The organism is Krasilnikovia sp. MM14-A1259 (genome assembly GCF_047159535.1).
GTDB lineage: Bacteria > Actinomycetota > Actinomycetes > Mycobacteriales > Micromonosporaceae > Actinoplanes.
Window position 1 is genome coordinate 5,627,621 of sequence record NZ_BAAGAJ010000002.1, and the last position, 17,269, is coordinate 5,644,889.

Here is a 17,269-nt window from a genome sequence, read left to right on the forward strand (position 1 = left end):
GGCGTGGCGCAGGGGAATGATCGGTGCGGCCGCCGCCCGCCGGGGCGGGGTTGAGGGCCGCAGTTCTGCGCGCAAGGGGGGCCGCAGTTCTGCGCGCGGGGGTGGGGCCGCACGGCGGTCCCGCCCCTGCACCCGACGACGCTAGACTCCGCTCGTGGTCGAGGCGCCGGAGTGGGATGTCGCCGTTGTCGGAGCAGGGCCCGGGGGCCTCGCGGCCGCCTGCGCCGCAGCATCAGCCGGGGCGAGGACTCTGGTCCTGGAGCGCGCCGCGCATCCCCGCTACAAGACCTGCGGTGGTGGCCTCATCGGCACGTCGCTGGGCATCGCCGCGACGCGCATCGACGTCCCCGCGCGTGACACGGTCGCCGCGATCACGTTCGCGTTCGACGGGCGGCGCGCGTTCACCCGCCGCGGCGGGGACGCCCCGTTGCTCACGATGGTGCGCCGCGACGACTTCGACCTCGCCTGGCACGACGCCGCGGTCGCCGCGGGCGCGGTGGTCCGGCAGAACTGCCAGGTGCGCAGCCTCACCCAGGGCCCGCGCTCGGCCACGGTCGGGCTCGCGGACGGCTCGACGGTCACCGCCGGGGTGGTGATCGGCGCCGACGGCTCGGCCGGCATCACGTCGCGCCACGTGGGTGTCACGTTCGACCAGCAGGATCTGGGGCTCGAAGTGGAGGTCGCGGCCGATCCGGCGCAGCGTGCCGCGTGGCGGGGCCGGGTGCTGCTGGACTGGGGTCCGGTGCCCGGCTCGTACGGCTGGGTCTTTCCGAAGGACGACGAGCTGACCGTCGGCGTGATCATGGCGAAGGGCCGTGGCGGCGAGACGAAGCAGTATCTGGCGAGGTTCCTGGAGCGGCTGGGCCTGGCGGACCGGCCCGTGCGGCGCGACTCCGGCCACCTGACCCGCTGCCGCAGCGACGACGCGCCGTTGCGCCGTGACCGGGTGCTGGTCGTGGGCGATGCCGCGGGCCTGCTGGAGCCATGGACCCGCGAGGGCATCAGCTACGCACTGCGCTCCGGCACGTGGGCGGGCCAGGCGGCCGCGGCGGCCGGTGCCTCCGTCGACGCGCTGGCCGGGTACGAGCGGCAGGTGGCTCGTGAACTGGTGCCGGAGATGGTCGCCGGGCGGCGGCTGCTGCGCGTGTTCGAGCAGCATCCGGGCCTGGTGCACGCGGCGATGGCCACCCCGCTGGGATGGCGGGCGTTCAGGTCGTTCTGCCGCGGTGAGCTGTCCATGGCCCACGTCGTCCGCAGGCGTTTCATCAGTGTCGCGGTTCGCGCGCTGGCCGGCCCCGCGCCATTGCCGACCTGGCCGTCCCCGCGTATCTGCCGCGCTGACCCGGCCGGCGTGAGCGGACGCGGCAACGCCTCGGCCGGCTGAGCGGACGCGGCAGGCCTCCCGGCGGGGCCGGCGGGCGACGAATCAGTACATGGGTGGTGGCTCGGTCGGGTCGGCGGGCCGCCGGGGCCACGGCGCCCACCGGATCGCGGCGGCGAAGCCCTCGCGCCGGGCGGCACGGGCGTCGCGCGGGGAGAGCAGCCCGCTGCGGCCCTGACTGAAGTCCGGACCGACCAGCCGGGTCTCCCACCACGAACCGTTGAGGCGGCGCCGGACGCCTTCCCACAGACCGCCCTCGACGTGCGCGTACACCTCCCGGTGCAGGTCGTCGACGAGCTGTTTCGGGTCCTCGTCGCAGCTGTCGCACCCGCACAGCGGCAGCGCCAGCTCGTGCCAGCGCCCGAGGCGTACCGCGAGACCGGGGAAGTCGGTGAAGCCGACCGCGAGCGGCCCGGCCGCCGGCGTACGCGGGATCAGCCGGACGGTACGCACCAGCGGTCCCTCCGTGCGCCCCTCGCCCGGCTCCCGGGTTTCTCGGCGCTCGACGGTGAACCGTTCGGTCAGGTCGTCCAGCAGCGTCTCGGCCGCGTCGTGCAGCAGGCCGAAGCGCTCCGGATCAGTGATCCGGAGAGGATCGGTGACGCGGCGATACGTCGCGGCCGGCGGGACGTCCCCCATCTGGGCAGTATGCCGCGGCGGCGGGCCGCGGCTCAGGCGAACGGGAACTCGCCTTCCTTGATTCCGCGCACGAACGCGGTCCACTCCTCGGCGCTGAACGACAGTGGAGCGGCGGTGGGTTCCTTCGAGTCACGGATCAGGTACCGCTCGCCCACCTGGGCGACCTCGACGCAGGCGTTGCTGCCGCACCGGGCGCGATGCCAGGTGATGTGGTCTGTCTGTTCGGCCATGCCCGTTCCTCCGTGCTGGTTCTCCGAAAATCAAGACCCGAAAGACCAAGATAGGTGAAAAGCGGAGATCAGCGGCGGGACCGGACATGAGTGAACCCGCGATGGCGGTACGCCACGCGGTGGCCGACGGTGTGGGTGGTGGTCGTTCCGGTGTCAGTGCGTGCGACCCGCGCCGCGGACCGCACGCACCGCGATCAGAAGGTCATTCGAAGCGGAACTCGCCGGCGGTGACGCCTTCGACGAAGGCGGCCCACTCCTGTTCCGTGAACGAGAGAGCGGCGGCGCCGGGATTCTTCGAGTCCCGGACGAGGTACGTGTCGTCCACCTTCGCCACCTCGACGCAGGTGCCACTTCCGCAGCGGGAGCTCTTCCGCCACTGGGGTTCGATGCCGTCCGTCATGAGCGCGTCCTTCCAAGGCGTGCCCGCGGGCCAGCGCTGTCACCGGCCCGGGGGTCGGTGATTACTGGGTATCGGTATCGCCTGGGCGACTGTTTGCAGCCGCGCGCAGGGCTGTGATCCGGTCGCGGACGAAGGCGACGGTGGCCACCTCGTCCGTGGCCGCGGTCCATACCTTGTCGTACCGGTTGCGGTGCCGCGTGGTCGTGGCGCGATCCTCCACGATCTCGTCGGACAGGCCGTTCTCCCGGTACATGACTGCGTTCTCGGGCAGGTCCTCGCCCAGGAACAGCAGCTCGAAACTGGCATTGTTGGTCATGGGTGTGTCCACGGTGAACGGGATCATCCGCAGATGAACGTGGCCGCTGTCGGTGAGTTCGACGAGCTGTTCGAGCTGCTCGGCCATGACCGCGTTGCCGCCGATCGGCCGCCAGAGAACGGACTCGTCGATGAGTATGTAGATCCGCATCTGGTCGAGCCGCCCGTTCAGCGTCTCGCGGCGAAGCCGGCGTGCCTCGACCCGGTGGCGGATCTGTTCCTGGGACATCTCCTCGTCCCACTTGTGCATCAGGGCCTCGGCGTAGCTGGGCGTCTGCAGGGGGCCCGGCATGTGATAGAGGCAGTAGTACCGGATCGCGGCCGCCTCGGCCTCGAACTCGATGAGCCGCCGCAACGAGTCCGTGAGGTGTTCGCGGTACTCCGGGCCCTGCCACCACGACCGGCGCTGCCGGGTCCGGGCGATCTTGGCGGCCTGCAGCAACTCGTTGATCCGCGCGCGGTCCCTGATACCGAGGTACGTCAGTAACGGGCGCAGGTCGTTGGGTGCGATGCTGACTTCGCCGCCCTCGATGCGGATGACTTTGCTGAGTGACCACTCCATCTCGTCGGCGACCTGTTGCTGGGTCAGCTCCGCCGCCTCGCGGGCCTCGCGGAGTGCCAGGCGTACGCGTCGCCGCGCCACAGTGGGTGAATCACCCTCAGCCATGAGTCCTTCATCGTCGGAGAGAGTCGAAGAGATCTGCGGCAATCATGCCACCTCGCTGAGTGCCAACATGCACCCAGCGAGGTCGCGCGTCATCTTACTTACTGTCATATCAGAACGAATCTGAGCGCGCACAAGTTCATCAAAAAGTAACGGGCTCACTCGATGGGGTGGCTTCCGGGCATTCAGGTGACGGCCAGGCCGTACCCCGTGGTGGGCGGTCGCGCGGCCTCCATCGCGCGCCGCAAACCCCGACTGACCTGGTTGAACACTCGCAGGTCGGACTGTGCGTAGAGGACGATGTCGCGGCCGCGGTAGGTCGCCTCCAACTGCCAGGTCCGTGGACGCGTACGGGTGAAGGTCACCAGCAGTGCTCCAGGCACGACGACGGTGAGCAAACCCAGCGCGTACGGAAACGAGGATGCCAGCGCGGTCCAGCCGGCGGCCGCGAGCAGGACGGCGCCGCCCGCGACCGGCACCGCGAACGCACGAGGAGTGGGCCGGCTGCGCACCATCCGGACCTGCTGCAGCTCGCGGATCTCGAAGACCCGGGGCGAGGCGGTGCGCCACACGAAATGCTCATCTGTCACCACGGCGTCGGGCCCGCGGTAGTAGGTGCGCGTGCTCATCGCGAAACTCCTCTCCTGCGCTTCTTGCGAGGGGAGGGGGGCCGAGCCACCATTGGCGCTGAGAGGATTCCTCGCCTCGCTCGTTACCGCATGACACGGCCGCAGAGGCGGCAACGGCACCCGGTTGCCGCCGGGTGCCGTTGCGATGTCTCCCTCCGACTCCGCCCTGTTGCCTGCACTCTCCAGTAGAGCACGCCACCCACCTGATCGCTACACCTCAAGTTGCCAGGTTGCAGACTGCGTACAAGCCGACTGGAGGGGCGAACCGCCGCCCGCCACGCCAGAGACCAAAGACTCGTTTCATCGGCAGTCGCGTCGGGTAGACCGGATGTCGAGGCACCGCGAGACGATGCACGGTCACACCTGTGCCCCGCTGGCTCCCACAGCCGGACAGTCCAGGACACCGCAGCCGGGGAGGCTGAACAGGACATGGAAAGTCGACTGCGGATCGCGGGCGAGGCCGTGCACCCGGTGCTGGTGATGTTCCCCCTCGGACTGTTCACGCTGGCCGTCATCTTCGACGTCGCGGATGTCCTGGGCGCTCCGCACTTCCTCGGCGCGCTGGCGTACTGGAACATTGTCGCGGGCCTCGCGGCCGGCGCCCTCGCCACCGTAGCCGGCGCCATCGACATGGCGTACGTGCCGCACGGCACGCCCGCCAAGCGGGCCGGCATGCTGCAGATCCTGACCAGCATGGGGGTCCTGATCCTGTTCGCGGTCATCCTCATCCTGCGGATGCGCACCCCGGACCGGGTCGCCGGCGGCGGCCTGCTGGTCGTCGAGTTGCTTGCGCTCGGCGCGGGAGGCGTCGCGATCTGGTACGGCGGGACGCTCGTCAAGCGGCACAGTCCCCCGGCCCCGATCGCCCACGCGCAGGCCGGGATCCGGATCTTCTGACCGCGCCGGAGCCGGCCGGGCTGCGATCAGGCGGCGCGGGCCGCGGCGGCCGCCGTCCACGCCTCGTCCTCGGCCTTCTTTCGGGCGATGCCGTTCGCGCCGTCGTAGCGGACGAACTTCGGCAGCGCCGCCGCGAGCACCGCGGTGCCGGCCACGCACAGCACCCCGCCCACCCAGATGGAGCCGCCCACCCCGAGCCGGGTCCGGGCCATCAGCCCGGAACGCAACTGCCCGAGCATCGGGCCGGTGGTGTACGACAGCATCTCGATCCCGGCGAGCCGCCCGCGCAGATGGTCCGGGATGGTCTGGCTCCAGATGATGCTGCGGAAGATCCCCGAGACCATGTCGGCGGCGCCCGCGAACGCCAGGCAGAACAGCGTCAGCCACAGCGTGTGCGACAGGCCCACCCCGATGATGCCGACCCCCCACAGTGCCGCCGCGACGATCACCATGAGGCCGTGCCGGTGCACCCGGCCGGTCCAGCCGGAGCCGACCGTGGCCAGCAACGAGCCGACCGCGGGAGCGGCGTAGAGCAGGCCGAGCACCTTGGGGCCGCCGAGCTGCAGCGCGAGGAACGGGTAGAGCGCCTGCGGCATGCCGAAGAACATCGCGTTGATGTCGACCAGGTACGTGCCGAGCAGCTCGGGGCGGCTCGCCGCGTACCGCAGGCCGGTGACCACGGAGCGGATCGACGGGCGGTCCGCGTCCGGCGGGGGCGGGACCGCGCGGACCAGCGAAAGGCAGGTCACCGAGACCGCGAACGTCGCCAGGTCGAACGCGTACACCCAGGCCAGGTCGATCGTGGCCAGCAGCACTCCGGCCAGCGCCGGGCCTCCGAGCTGGGCGATCTGCATGCCCAGCGACTGCAGCGCGCTGGTCGCGGGGATCTCCTCCGGAGTCACCAGCCGCGGGACCATCGCCTCCAGCGCCGGGCGCTGCACGCCGTCGATGGCGGCGGTCGCCGCGGCGACCAGGTACAGCAGCCACAGGTGCGGGCGGTCGGACAGGGCGTTGACCAGCAGTACGCCGCACAGCGCGGCCAGTGCGAGCTCGCCGCCGCGGACCAGCAGGCGCCGGTCCAGGAAGTCGGCCAGTGCCCCGCCCACGAACGCCATCACGAGCAACGGCACCAGCTCGCAGACGCCGAGCAGGCCCACCGCGAGGGGATCACGGGTGATGGCCGCGACCTGGAACGGGATCGTGACGTACGTGATGAACGAGCCGAAGCCGGACACCGCGCCGCCGGCGAACACCAGGCGGTAGTCGCGGGAGGTGCGCAGCGGCGTGAGGTCCAGCCCCAGCCGCCGCCGGGGTCGGTCGGTCACGCCCGGCATCCTGCCACGCACCCGGCGTGGCGGCCGAGCGATATTCGCGTTACTTGAGCACCATGGTGCCGGTGCGCTCGAACGCGGCCAGATCGGCGAGCGTCTCGTCGATGATGAACGACCGTGGCCCCGGCAACGCGTCCAGCGGGAAGAATCCGGCATCCACGGACTCGTCCGTCACCGTCTGCAGCTCGCCCTCCCAGGCGTGGATCCGGAACGACATGAGAATCTGCTGGTACGTGTGGCCGTAGCCGTTGGTGAACGTGTACCCGCTGTAGAACGCGAACGGGGTGAGCGCCGTCGCGCGCAGCCCGGTCTCCTCCCACACCTCGCGCACCGCGCAATCCTGCATGCTCTCGCCCAGCTCCATCGCGCCCGCCGGGATCGCCCACCGCTGATTGTCGGAACGCTGGATCAGCAGCAGCCGGTTCGCGTCGTCGAGGATCACCCCGCGCGCCCCCACGAACAGCAGAGTGTCGGCGTCGCCCACGCTCGCGCGCACCCGGCCCAGGTAAGACTCAGCCCACGTCAATCCCACGGCGTCAGCCTAGTCACGCGGACTTCTTGGCCGCCTTCTTGGCCGGGGTGGCCTTCTTCGCAGCAGTGGTGGTGGTCTTCTTGGCGGCGGCGGTCTTCTTCGCCGGGGCGGCCTTCTTGGTGGTCGCCGTCTTCTTCGCCGCGGCCTTCAGCGGGGTGGCCTCGATCGCCCGGGCCCTGGCCTCCGGCTTCTCACCGCGTGCCGCCTTGGCCCGCTCCACGGACGCCTTCAGCGCGGCCATCAGATCCACCGCGGCCGCCGGTGCCTCCTCCGCCTCCTCCGGCGTGACGACCTCGCGGCCCTCCACCTTGGCGTCGATGACCTCCTGCAGTGCGGCGCGATAGTTATCCGTGAACTCGTCCGGCTTGAAACTGGCCGCCATCGAGTCGATCAGGGAACTGGCCATGGCCAGCTCGGCAGGACGGGTCTCGACGTGCTCGTCCAGGAAGCCGAAGTCGGGAGTGCGTACCTCGTCGGGCCAGAGCATCGTGTTCAGCACCAGCACGTCGTCGCGGACCCGCAACGTGGCGAGCTGCTCACGCTGGCGCAGCGCCACCTTCACGATCGCGACCCGGTCGGCGTCGGTCAGGGCGTCGCGCAGCAACACGTACGGCTTGGCGGCCTGGCCCTCGGGCTCCAGGTAGTACGCCTTCGCGTACATGATCGGGTCGATCTGGTCGGCGGGGACGAACGCCAGCACGTCGATCGCGTGCGAGGTGGTCAGCGGCAGATCCGAGAAGTCCTCGTCGGTGAGGATGACCATCTCGCCGCCGCCGATGTCGTACCCCTTGGCGATGTCGTCGTAGCTGACCTCCTCGCCGTCCACGGAGCAGACCCGCTTGTACTTGATCCGGCCGCCGTCCGTGCGGTGGACCTGGTGGAAGCGGATGTCCTTCTCCTCGGTGGCCGAGAAGAGCTTGACCGAGATCGACACGAGGCCGAACGACACCGCGCCCTTCCAGATCGCCCGCATGCCCCGCCCTTCCGCCGTGGCAGCCGCCCCTGTTCAAACCCGGGCTGATTCATACCCGGGCTGAGCTGCCGGAATCGCGTTCGTACCCGATCAGGATCGCATCACCGACACGCCTGCGTAAGGTGTTCGCACCTGCCTAAGGTGATCGGATGGCCGGTGCACCGCTGTCCCCGATGCTCGCCACCGCGGGCACCCTGCCGACGGGGGCGGGCTGGAGCTACGAGTTCAAGTGGGACGGCGTGCGCGTGCTGGCGTCGTTCGCCGGCGAGCGGCCCCGGCTGTGGGCCCGCTCCGGCACGCTGGTCACCGTGGCGTACCCCGAGGTGGCGCCGCTGGACCTGCCCGCGGGGACGCTGCTGGACGGCGAAATGGTGGTGCTCGACGCGACCGGGCGGCCCTCGTTCACCGCGCTCGCCGAGCGGATGCACGTGCGCGACACCGGGCGCGCGGCCCGGCTCGCGGCGAGCCTGCCCGCCACGTACATGATCTTCGATCTGCTTCGGTGCGGCGACGAGACGCTGATGGACCAGCCGTACGCGCAACGCCGCGCCCGGCTGGAAGCCCTGGAACTGGAAGGGCCGCACTGGACGGTGCCGCCCGCCTTCCCCGACGGCGCCGCCACCGCGGCCGCCGCCCGCGAGCACTCCCTGGAAGGCGTGGTCGCCAAACGGGTGGACGCGCCGTACGTGCCGGGCGCCCGCTCCGCCGACTGGATCAAGGTCAAGTTCGACCGGACCGGCGACTACGTGATCGGCGGGTGGCGTTCCGGCGCCCGGCGCCTCGGCGGCCTGCTCGTCGGCGTACCCGGCCCCGACGGAGCGCTGCAGTTCCGGGGCCGGGTCGGCGGCGGCATCGGCGCGGCGGCCGAACAGGAACTGCTCGCGGTGCTGCGGCCCCTGGCCGCCACGGAGTCACCGTTCGCCCCCGGCGCGGTCCCCCGGGAGGACTCCCGCGGCGCACACTGGGTACGCCCCGAACTGGTGGTCGAGATCCGGTACGGCAACCGCACCCCGGACGGGCGGCTGCGCTTCCCCCGGTTCCTGCGGCTGCGCCCGGACAAAACCCCCGAGGTGTGTGCGGAAGAGGAGGAGGACGACCGTGCCTCGTGAACGCTTCGTCGTCCACATCGACGGGCGTGACCTGGAACTGTCCAACCTCGACAAGATTCTGTACCCGGCGGCCGGGTTCACCAAGGGCGAAGTCGTCGACTACTACACGCGGGTCGCCCCGGCGCTGCTGCCGCACCTGCGGGACCGGGCCCTGACCCGCATCCGGTACCCCAACGGCGTCGAGGCCGCCCACTTCTTCGAGAAGAACGCGCCCGGCGGCACCCCGAACTGGGTACGGCTGGAACGGCTGCCCGTGCCCGGTTCCACGAAAAGCCGCGAAACGATCGACTTCGTGGTGGTCGACGACCTGGCCACGCTCGTGTGGGTGGCCAACATCGCCTCCCTGGAACTGCACACCCCGCAGTGGCGCATCGGCGCCGATCCCGACCTGATGGTCATCGACCTGGACCCGGGCGAGCCTGCCGGGCTGCACGAATGCTGTGCGGTGGCGGTGCTCGTGCGGGACCGGCTGGCCGCCGACGGCGTCGCCGCGTACCCGAAGACCTCCGGGAAGAAGGGCATGCAATTGTGCTGCCCGATCGCGGGCACCCAGTCCGCGGAGCACGTCAGCGGGTACGCCAAGCGGGTCGCCGAGGAACTGTCCGCGCAGGTGCCGGGCTCGATCACCGCGCGGATGACCAAGGCGATCCGGCCCGGCAAGGTCTTCATCGACTGGAGCCAGAACGCCGCGGCGAAGACCACCGTGGCGCCATACTCGCTGCGCGCCCAGCCCACCCCGACCGTGTCGACGCCGCTGACCTGGGCGGAGGTGGAAGCGGTCGCGGTCGGCGACGCGCCGGCCCGGCCGTACACCGCGAGCGAGGTGCTCGACCGCGTGGAACGGGACGGCGACCTGCTCGCCGACCTGCTGAACCCCGGGCCCGCGGTGCCCTGAGCGGCGTCAGTCCACCGTGGGCAGCGGCGGGCCGAGCACGTCGTCCGCGTCGACGATCGTGTACGCGTACCCCTGCTCGGCCAGGAAACGCTGCCGGTGCGCCGCGTACTCGGTGTCGATCGTGTCCCGCGACACCACGGTGTAGAAATGCGCCTGGCGGCCGTCCGCCTTCGGGCGCAGCACCCGGCCCAGCCGCTGCGCCTCCTCCTGCCGGGAGCCGAACGTGCCGGACACCTGGATCGCCACCGCCGCCTCCGGCAGGTCGATGGAGAAGTTGCCGACCTTCGACACGACCAGGGTGCGCAGCGCGCCGGAACGGAACTCGTCGAACAGCCGCTCCCGCTCCTTGTTGGTGGTCGCGCCCTGCACGATCGGAGCCTCCAGATACTCGGCGAGGTCGTGCAACTGGTCCAGGTAGCCGCCGATCACCAGCGTCTGCTCGTGCGCGTGCCGGGCCAGCAGGGCACGGACCACGGGCAGCTTCGTCCGCGCGGTCGACGCGACCCGGTAGCGTTCCTCGGCCTCGGTCACCGCGTACGCCATCCGCTCCGCGTCCGTCAGCGTCACCCGGACCTCGACGCACTCCGCCGGGGCGATCCAGCCCTGCGCCTCGATGTCCTTCCACGGCGCGTCGTAGCGCTTCGGGCCGATCAGGGAGAACACGTCGCCTTCCCGGCCGTCCTCGCGCACGAGCGTCGCGGTCAGGCCCAGCCGGCGCCGGGCCTGCAGGTCCGCGGTGAACCGGAAGATCGGCGCGGGCAGCAGGTGCACCTCGTCGTAGATCACCAGACCCCAGTCGCGCGCCCCGAACAGGTCCAGATGGGTGAACGCGCCACCGCGCCGCGCCGTCAGCACCTGGTACGTGGCGATCGTGACCGGGCGGATCTCCTTGCGCTCACCCGAGTACTCGCCGATCTCCTCCTCGGTCAGCGACGTACGGGCGATCAGCTCCCGCTTCCACTGCCGCCCCGCCACGGTGTTGGTGACCAGGATCAGCGTGGTCGCCTTCGCGACCGCCATGGCGGCCGCCCCGACCAGCGTCTTGCCCGCCCCGCACGGCAGCACCACCACCCCGGAGCCGCCCGCCCAGAACCCGTCCACCGCCTCCCGCTGGTACGAGCGCAGGTGCCAGCCGTCTTCGGCCAGCTCGATCGGGTGGGCCTCGCCGTCCACGTACCCGGCCAGGTCCTCGGCGGGCCAGCCCAGCTTGAGCAGCGCCTGCTTGAGCCGGCCCCGTTCCGAGCCGTGCACCGCGATGGTCTCGTCGTCGAGGCGGGCGCCGAGCATGCCCGCGAGCTTCTTGCTCTTGGCCACCTCGATCAGCACGATCTTGTCCAGCCCGCGCAGGACCAGCCCGTGCACGGGGTCGTTGAGCAACTGCAGGCGGCCGTACCGGTCCATCGTCTCGGCCACGTCCACCAGCAGCGCGTGCGGCACCGGGTAACGCGAGAACTTGATCAGCGCGTCGACCACGCTCTCCGCGTCGTGCCCGGCCGCCCGCGCATTCCACAGGCCCAGCGGCGTCAGCCGGTACGTGTGCACGTGCTCCGGCGAGCGCTCCAGCTCCGCGAACGGCGCGATCGCCATCCGGCACGCCTGCGCGTCGGCATGATCCACCTCCAGCAGCAGGGTCTTGTCGGACTGCACGATCAGGGGTCCGCCGCTCACCACACGCGCCCTTCCACGAACCGGAATCGACCCTCCAGTCTGACACGGCCCGGCAGCCCGCGAAGCCCCGCTTGACCTCGCATGCAAAGCTTCAGACCCGGGCGGATCACTGCCCGGTGGCAACGGCGGACGACCGCGTGCGCGAGGCCAACGGGGGCATGCGGTCCGCCGTGCCTACCCCTGCTCAGACTCGGCCACGGCAGCCGTGATCCGGTGCAGGGCGAACGTGTGCAGCGTCTCCGTCCGCTCGTCCTCCGCACGCAGGTAGCCCGCGCTCAGCGACACCGGCCGGACCAGCCGCGACAGGGTCGCGCCGTGCGAGTCCACGTACCCCACCCACACCAGGGCCTTGTCCCGCACCGCCTGCTGCAGCACCGCCATCGCCTGGCCGTGCGCCTGCACCGCGGTCAGCCCGGGCACCCCCTGGCCGTGCGCGGCGCGGACCGTCACCGGAGCGCGCCGCGCCGCCCGGGTCGCGATGTCGCCGCGCCGGATCTGCTCGACCACCCCGGCCAGCCGCGGCCCGGCCAACTGCAGGGGCGCGGCCTGGTCCGCCACCTTCGCCGCCAGCGGGGTACGCGGAGCCGACCGGCGCACCTTCGGCCGGGTCAGCACCGCGGCGCCACCCGCATCCTCCGCCACCGGCGCATAACCCGCCTCCCGCAGCGCCCCCAGCAGACGCGCCACCGGGAACGGCGTGACCATCACGGTCGGCGCGATCCGGCGCAGCGCCAGCGGGGCCAGCCGCTTGTCCGCCAGCGCCTCCGCCACCAGCACCTCGTCGTCACTGCGCAGGTACGCCCCCGCCGACCCGGTGCGCAGCCCGCCATGGGTACGCGCCGCGTCGTCGATCAGATACGTCAGCGCCTGCGGCACCGGCGTACGCGACCGCCTGCGGAACAGCGCATGCAGGTCGGTGGCGCCGTACCCGACGTCCAGGGCGCGCCGCACGCTGGCCGCCGTCACCCGGTGCACGCTGGCCCCGCCCGCGGACTCGTGCTCCGCCACGACATCCAGCTCGGCGGCCAGCTCCGGCTCCGGCGGGCCCGGCACCACGACCGACAGGTCCGCCTGCACCAGGACGTGATCCACCGGTACGGGCAGCAACGCGTCCAGCACCCGGGCCAACTCCGGCCCGGTCGGCGGGTGCTCCGGATCCACCCCCAGCGGATCCGGGTCCGCCTCGGCCGGGTCGGCCAGCAGCAGCCGGCCGTACGAGGTGATCGCACCGAGCGCGGTGACGCCGAGAGCCGCGGCGCTCGACATCGCGTCGCGGTGCGCGGGCTCCCGCCCACGGGCGCGCCGCGGCGCCTGCCACGCCAGCAGGCCCAGCACCCCGTCCACGCTCGGGGCGGTCCCCGCGGGCAGGCCGGCGAGGACGTTCAGCGCCTCCCGGCGGGCGTGGGGTGCCCCGGCGCGCTCCGCGTCCGGGGCGAGCGCGGCAATCGGGCGGTCCCGCTCGTCGCGCTGCCCGACCAGGCTCGGCTGGCGGGTCATCACCAGCCACGAACGGGCCAGGGTGTCCCAGCGCTGCGCGATCCCGGTGGCCCGCCACAGGTCGTACGTGCTGGTCGGCAGGAACGTCTCGTCGACCCCGCCCGCGGCCCGGCTCGACACCGCCCCACGCCCCGCCCCGGAAGCGTCCGCCTCGCCGACCAGGCCCGCCGCGTACGCCACCTCCAGCAGCAACGCCACCGTGGGCTCGTCCTGGCCGGTGGCGCGGGCCAGGCGTTTGAGATCCCGTACGCCGAGCCCTCCAGTCTTGAGGACCGCGGCCGGTTCGGTCGCGAGCGCCTCGAGCATCGCCTCGGTGATCCGCACCGCCTCCATCACCTGCCCCGCACCGGCCGAGTCCACCGACTTGACCTCGCGCACCGGCGACGGCGGTGTCGGCGCGAACGGCCGCAGCGGCCCCAGCGGGCCGGTGTCGCGGCGCAGCAGCAACCCGACCTCCCGGGGCAGCTCCACCAGCTCGCCGTCCGGGCGGGGCGCCCGGCCCGCATCGGACACCGGCACGAGCACGTGGTGCTCGACCAGCCAGCGCACCGGCTCGGCCATTGCGGCCGCATTGAGCGCACCAACCGGCGGCCCCGCGGCCAGCCGATCGAGTACGGCGCGCGAGGCCGGGGGTGCGGCCAGCACGGTACGGCGCAGCTTCGCCCGGTCGGCGCACAGTGCGGCGGCCAACGGGTCGAGGTAGTCCGCCGGGCGCCCCAGCCCCGCCGGGTACGGCGACGTCACCTCGTCCACGGCGGCGGTGACCTGCAGCTCGTCCTCCGGCCCGTGCAGCAGGAAGCGGGCCCGTAGCCGGTCGACGGCCGCCCGTACGTCGGCGGAGGGGGCCGCGGCGGCCAGCTCGGTGATCGCCGCGACCGAGGTCAGGATCGTCTCCGGGTCACGGCTGAGCCGGGCCGCGTCGAGGATGTGCAGGGTGAACTCGTCGAGCGAGTCCAGGCACCGGGCCACGGAACCACGGGACTGTGCGCGGACGGCCAGCGCCGACACGTCGGCGGGCAGGGGCACGACGAGATCGGGGCGGAGGTGGATCAGCGCCCCGAGCGCGGTGTCCGACAGCGACCGCAGCTGGTCGGCGAAGTTGGTGGCCATCGCGTTCCACGCTAGCCGCCATGGGACGATGGTGACGGGCCCAGGGCGTGGGCCCGGAAGCGATGCGGAGGGACGAACGTGGCACAGGCGAAGGTAGCGGGCACACCGGCGACCGGCGACAGGGCATCGGGCAGCCGGGCCCAGACGCCGAAGGACGGCTACCTGACGGTGTCCGAGCTGGTATCGGACCGCCCCGCGGCACCGTCCCCGTTCGGTGACGACCAGACCTTCCCCTTGCCGGTGGAGCGGCTGACCTACGCGCCCTCGACCTCCTCGTGAGTCCCGCGGTCGGCTTCGACCTGGACATGACCCTGATCGACTCGCGGCCGGGGATCAGGGCGGCCTACCGGGCGCTGACGGCGGCCACCGGGGTGCACATCGACGCCGACCTGGCGGTGACCCGGCTCGGCCCGCCACTGCGGCACGAGCTGAGCCAGTGGTTCCCGGCGGAGCAGGTCGAGCAGGCCGTCACCACGTACCGCGCGCTGTACGAGGATCACGCGATCACCCCGACCGGGCCCATGCCCGGCGCGGTCGAGGCGCTGGCCGCGGTCCGTGAGCTCGGCCTGCGGGTCGTGGTGGTCACCTCCAAGCTCGGCCGGCTCGCCGAGCTGCACCTCGACCACCTCGGCATCCACGCCGACGTGGTTGCCGGTGACCTGTTCGCGGAGGGCAAGGCGGCGGCGCTGACCGAACACGGCGTCCGCTGGTACGTCGGGGATCACGTCGCCGACATGGTCGCCGCCACGACCGCCGAGGTGCCGGGGATCGGCGTGGCCACGGGGCCGTGCAGCGCCGACGAGCTGAGCGCCGCAGGCGCCACGTACGTGATGCCCGACCTCACGGAGTTCCCCGCGCTCGTACGGGAGATTGCGGTTGGGTCCGGCCGCGCGGCTGGATAGCCTTTGCGGTGAGCGCATGTGTCCATTGAGTGAAGTTGAGGTCAGCGGTGCCCACGGGTCGAGTGAAGTGGTACGACGCGGCGAAGGGGTTCGGGTTCGTCACCAGCGATGAGGGTGGCGACGTGTTCCTGCCCAAGGGCTCGCTGCCGGCCGGGGTGGCCGAGCTGCGAGCCGGTCAGCGCGTCGAGTTCGGCGTTGTCGACAGCCGCAAGGGCGCTCAGGCGCTCGGCGTGAAGGTCCTGGACGCTCCGCCGTCCGTGGCCGAGCTGCGCCGCCGTCCGGCCGAGGAGCTGCATGGCCTCGTCGAGGACATGATCAAGGTGCTGGAGGCGAAGGTGCAGCCCGACCTGCGCAGGGGCCGCTTCCCGGACAAGAAGACGGCACAGAAGGTCGCCCAGCTGGTGCATGCGGTCGCCCGCGAGCTGGAGGTCTAGACCGCCAGCGGCTCGATCAGGGGGATGACGCCCACCGCCGCCGCCCGCTCCAGCAGAGCGTCGGCGGCGGCCAGGCCGTCCGCGCCCAGGTCCAGCGTGTACTCGTTGACGTACAGCTCGATGTGCTGGCGCACCACGTCCAGATCCATCTCCTGGGCGTGCTCCAGCACGAAGTCCCGGCTGGCGTCCGGGTTCGCCCACGCCATGCTGACGGAGGTACGGATCCAGTCGGTGGCTTCGCGCGGGTCGACGGTGCCCTTACGGGCCAGGATCGCGCCCAGGGGAATGGGCAGGCCGGTGTCCTTCTCCCACCACTCGCCGAGGTCGACCAGCGAGTGCAGGCCGTACTGGGGGTAGGTGAAGCGGGCCTCGTGGATCACCAGGCCGGCGTCGAACTGCCCGGTGGCCACCCCCGGCATGATCTCGTGGAACGGCACGACGGCGATCCGGGCCGGCGCACGCCACCCGGTCCACAGCCGGAACAGCAGGTACGCGGTGGTCCGGTCGCCGGGCACCGCGACGGTCGCACCCCGCAGATCCCCATCGGCCCAGCGATCCTCCCCGCGGGTGAGCACGAGCGGCCCGCAACCTCGACCGAGCGCTCCGCCGCAGGGCAGCAGATGGTACTTGTCCATCAGCCAGGGCAGCGCGGCGTAGCTGACCTTGACCAGGTCGAACTCGCCCCGCTCGGCGGCCCGGTTGGTCACGTCGACGTCCGCGAACGTCATGTCGACCTCTGGCGCACCCGAAACGAGGCCATGCACCAGCGCGTGAAAGACGAACGTGTCGTTGGGGCAGGGCGAAGCCGCCAGGGAGAGCGCCACGCTCCGACCGTATCCCGCCCGGGGTCTTCGAGCCCCCACCCACGGCTGTTCGCCCCGCCACAGATCCGCGCCGTGCCGGTCCGGCCCGGACGCGGGCCTGGAAGACCCCCGCCCCCCGTTCCCCGCCCTTCGACGCGTCGGCGGGCCGAGGCGCGACGTCGCCGGCCCGCATCCTGCTACGCCGTCCCGTCCATGCCGCTGAGGCCGCTGACGAGCTAGGCCGACGCCTGTCTCGGCGCAGCGGACCACGCTCCGGCGGACGGACCCGGCGTCGGTCAGCTGGTCGAACCCCCACCCGGCGGACGCCCGGTCGGGCACCGTGGCGGGGGCGCCTCGCCCGGGGTGCGGCCATCCACCGCGGGCCCTTTAGATCTGATGACGTGGATGGATCGGTCGGCGCTGGTGCGGCTGCCGTAGGCGGAGGGTCCGCGGCGTCGGGGTGCGGCTACCCGCTGCGCCCCTTTCGGTCTGATGATGTGGATGGATCGGTCGGTCAGTCGGCGTCGTGCGGTCCAGGTGGAGGAGGGTCCGCCGCGCCGGGCGTGCGGCAATTCGGCGTGCCCTTTCGGTCTGATGACGTGGATGGATCGGTCGGTCAGTCGGCGCCGTGGGGCCCACGTGGAGGAGGGTCCGCCGCGCCGGGCGTGCGGCAATTCGCCGCGCCCTGTAGGTCTGATGACGTGGATGGATCGGTGCGTCGGCCCGGTTCACATCGGACCGGCCTGCCGGCCAGCCAGCCGACCGGCCAGCCGGACAGCCGGGCGGGCAGGCTGGATGGTCCGGATAGGCTCGCTGGTGAGCTGCTGATGAGCTCGATGGATCAGAGCGATAGGGCTCCT

General features: G+C 71.9%; 18 protein-coding genes. 7 read left to right on the plus strand and 11 right to left on the minus strand.

Going from position 1 to position 17,269, the window contains the following annotated elements; all coding sequences use genetic code 11:
- The first annotated feature begins 154 nt into the window (after nucleotides 1–154).
- Nucleotides 155–1,384: a geranylgeranyl reductase family protein gene (locus ACMCNK_RS25470; protein ID WP_412738884.1), complete on the plus strand. Its 1,230-nt coding sequence runs from the start codon at nucleotides 155–157 to the stop codon at nucleotides 1,382–1,384.
- A gap of 42 nt (nucleotides 1,385–1,426) precedes the next feature.
- On the opposite strand, the gene ACMCNK_RS25475 is transcribed toward ACMCNK_RS25470, so the two are convergent.
- The 5 genes from ACMCNK_RS25475 to ACMCNK_RS25495 form a co-directional block, all read right to left on the minus strand.
- Nucleotides 1,427–2,056, minus strand: coding sequence for a DUF6226 family protein (locus ACMCNK_RS25475; RefSeq protein ID WP_412740989.1), 630 nt, complete (start codon nucleotides 2,054–2,056; stop codon nucleotides 1,427–1,429).
- A complete protein-coding gene (locus ACMCNK_RS25480; protein ID WP_412738885.1) occupies nucleotides 2,053–2,250 on the minus strand; it encodes a DUF397 domain-containing protein in 198 nt (65 codons plus the stop codon). Before ACMCNK_RS25480 ends, ACMCNK_RS25475 begins: the two co-directional genes overlap by 4 nt.
- 202 nt (nucleotides 2,251–2,452) lie before the next feature.
- Complete coding sequence (locus ACMCNK_RS25485; RefSeq protein WP_412738886.1) at nucleotides 2,453–2,650, minus strand: DUF397 domain-containing protein; 198 nt, start codon at nucleotides 2,648–2,650, stop codon at nucleotides 2,453–2,455.
- Between the two features lie 61 nt (nucleotides 2,651–2,711).
- Entirely contained in the window at nucleotides 2,712–3,632 is a 921-nt protein-coding gene (locus ACMCNK_RS25490) for a helix-turn-helix domain-containing protein (protein WP_412738887.1), read from the minus strand.
- Nucleotides 3,633–3,814: 182 nt separating this feature from the next.
- Nucleotides 3,815–4,258 carry a DUF6232 family protein gene (locus tag ACMCNK_RS25495; protein WP_412738888.1) on the minus strand — a complete coding sequence of 148 codons (444 nt, stop codon included), beginning with the start codon at nucleotides 4,256–4,258 and terminating at the stop codon, nucleotides 3,815–3,817.
- A 429-nt stretch (nucleotides 4,259–4,687) separates the two neighbouring features.
- Here ACMCNK_RS25495 and ACMCNK_RS25500 point away from each other — a divergent pair, with 429 nt between their 5' ends.
- Nucleotides 4,688–5,155, plus strand: a complete 468-nt coding sequence (locus tag ACMCNK_RS25500; protein ID WP_412738889.1) for a DUF2231 domain-containing protein — start codon at nucleotides 4,688–4,690, stop codon at nucleotides 5,153–5,155.
- A gap of 26 nt (nucleotides 5,156–5,181) precedes the next feature.
- Here ACMCNK_RS25500 and ACMCNK_RS25505 read toward each other — a convergent pair whose 3' ends face one another.
- From ACMCNK_RS25505 to ACMCNK_RS25515, 3 genes are read right to left on the minus strand one after another with little or no spacing between them, the layout of a single operon-like run.
- Nucleotides 5,182–6,489 carry an MFS transporter gene (locus ACMCNK_RS25505; RefSeq protein WP_412738890.1) on the minus strand — a complete coding sequence of 436 codons (1,308 nt, stop codon included), beginning with the start codon at nucleotides 6,487–6,489 and terminating at the stop codon, nucleotides 5,182–5,184.
- 40 nt (nucleotides 6,490–6,529) lie between these two features.
- A complete protein-coding gene (locus ACMCNK_RS25510) occupies nucleotides 6,530–7,018 on the minus strand; it encodes an NUDIX domain-containing protein (protein ID WP_412738891.1) in 489 nt (162 codons plus the stop codon).
- A gap of 13 nt (nucleotides 7,019–7,031) precedes the next feature.
- Nucleotides 7,032–7,991, minus strand: coding sequence for a Ku protein (locus tag ACMCNK_RS25515; RefSeq protein ID WP_412738892.1), 960 nt, complete (start codon nucleotides 7,989–7,991; stop codon nucleotides 7,032–7,034).
- Nucleotides 7,992–8,140: 149 nt separating this feature from the next.
- On the opposite strand from ACMCNK_RS25515, the gene ligD (ACMCNK_RS25520) reads away from it, so the two are divergent.
- Entirely contained in the window at nucleotides 8,141–9,100 is a 960-nt protein-coding gene (ligD, locus tag ACMCNK_RS25520; protein ID WP_412738893.1) for a non-homologous end-joining DNA ligase, read from the plus strand.
- Nucleotides 9,090–9,995, plus strand: a complete 906-nt coding sequence (ligD, locus tag ACMCNK_RS25525; protein WP_412738894.1) for a non-homologous end-joining DNA ligase — start codon at nucleotides 9,090–9,092, stop codon at nucleotides 9,993–9,995. The genes ligD (ACMCNK_RS25520) and ligD (ACMCNK_RS25525) overlap by 11 nt, the downstream gene beginning before the upstream one ends.
- Nucleotides 9,996–10,001: 6 nt before the next feature.
- Here ligD (ACMCNK_RS25525) and ACMCNK_RS25530 read toward each other — a convergent pair whose 3' ends face one another.
- Entirely contained in the window at nucleotides 10,002–11,663 is a 1,662-nt protein-coding gene (locus ACMCNK_RS25530) for a DNA repair helicase XPB (RefSeq protein ID WP_412738895.1), read from the minus strand.
- Nucleotides 11,664–11,837: 174 nt separating this feature from the next.
- Nucleotides 11,838–14,270, minus strand: coding sequence for a helicase-associated domain-containing protein (locus ACMCNK_RS25535; RefSeq protein WP_412738896.1), 2,433 nt, complete (start codon nucleotides 14,268–14,270; stop codon nucleotides 11,838–11,840).
- Nucleotides 14,271–14,348: 78 nt separating this feature from the next.
- Here ACMCNK_RS25535 and ACMCNK_RS25540 point away from each other — a divergent pair, with 78 nt between their 5' ends.
- Genes ACMCNK_RS25540 through ACMCNK_RS25550 form a run of 3 tightly spaced genes read left to right on the plus strand, consistent with a single transcriptional unit; the run spans nucleotide 14,349 to nucleotide 15,606 of the window.
- The gene (locus ACMCNK_RS25540) at nucleotides 14,349–14,549 is read left to right on the plus strand and encodes a hypothetical protein (protein ID WP_412738897.1); all 201 of its coding nucleotides are present in this window, start codon (nucleotides 14,349–14,351) and stop codon (nucleotides 14,547–14,549) included.
- Entirely contained in the window at nucleotides 14,546–15,172 is a 627-nt protein-coding gene (locus ACMCNK_RS25545) for an HAD family hydrolase (protein ID WP_412738898.1), read from the plus strand. Before ACMCNK_RS25540 ends, ACMCNK_RS25545 begins: the two co-directional genes overlap by 4 nt.
- A gap of 47 nt (nucleotides 15,173–15,219) precedes the next feature.
- Nucleotides 15,220–15,606: a cold-shock protein gene (locus tag ACMCNK_RS25550; RefSeq protein ID WP_412738899.1), complete on the plus strand. Its 387-nt coding sequence runs from the start codon at nucleotides 15,220–15,222 to the stop codon at nucleotides 15,604–15,606.
- Here the strand turns inward: ACMCNK_RS25550 and ACMCNK_RS25555 are convergent.
- On the minus strand, nucleotides 15,603–16,430 hold the full coding sequence (locus ACMCNK_RS25555; protein ID WP_412738900.1) for a 1,4-dihydroxy-6-naphthoate synthase: 828 nt from the start codon (nucleotides 16,428–16,430) through the stop codon (nucleotides 15,603–15,605). The genes ACMCNK_RS25550 and ACMCNK_RS25555 overlap by 4 nt on opposite strands.
- Nucleotides 16,431–17,269: the final 839 nt, after the last annotated feature.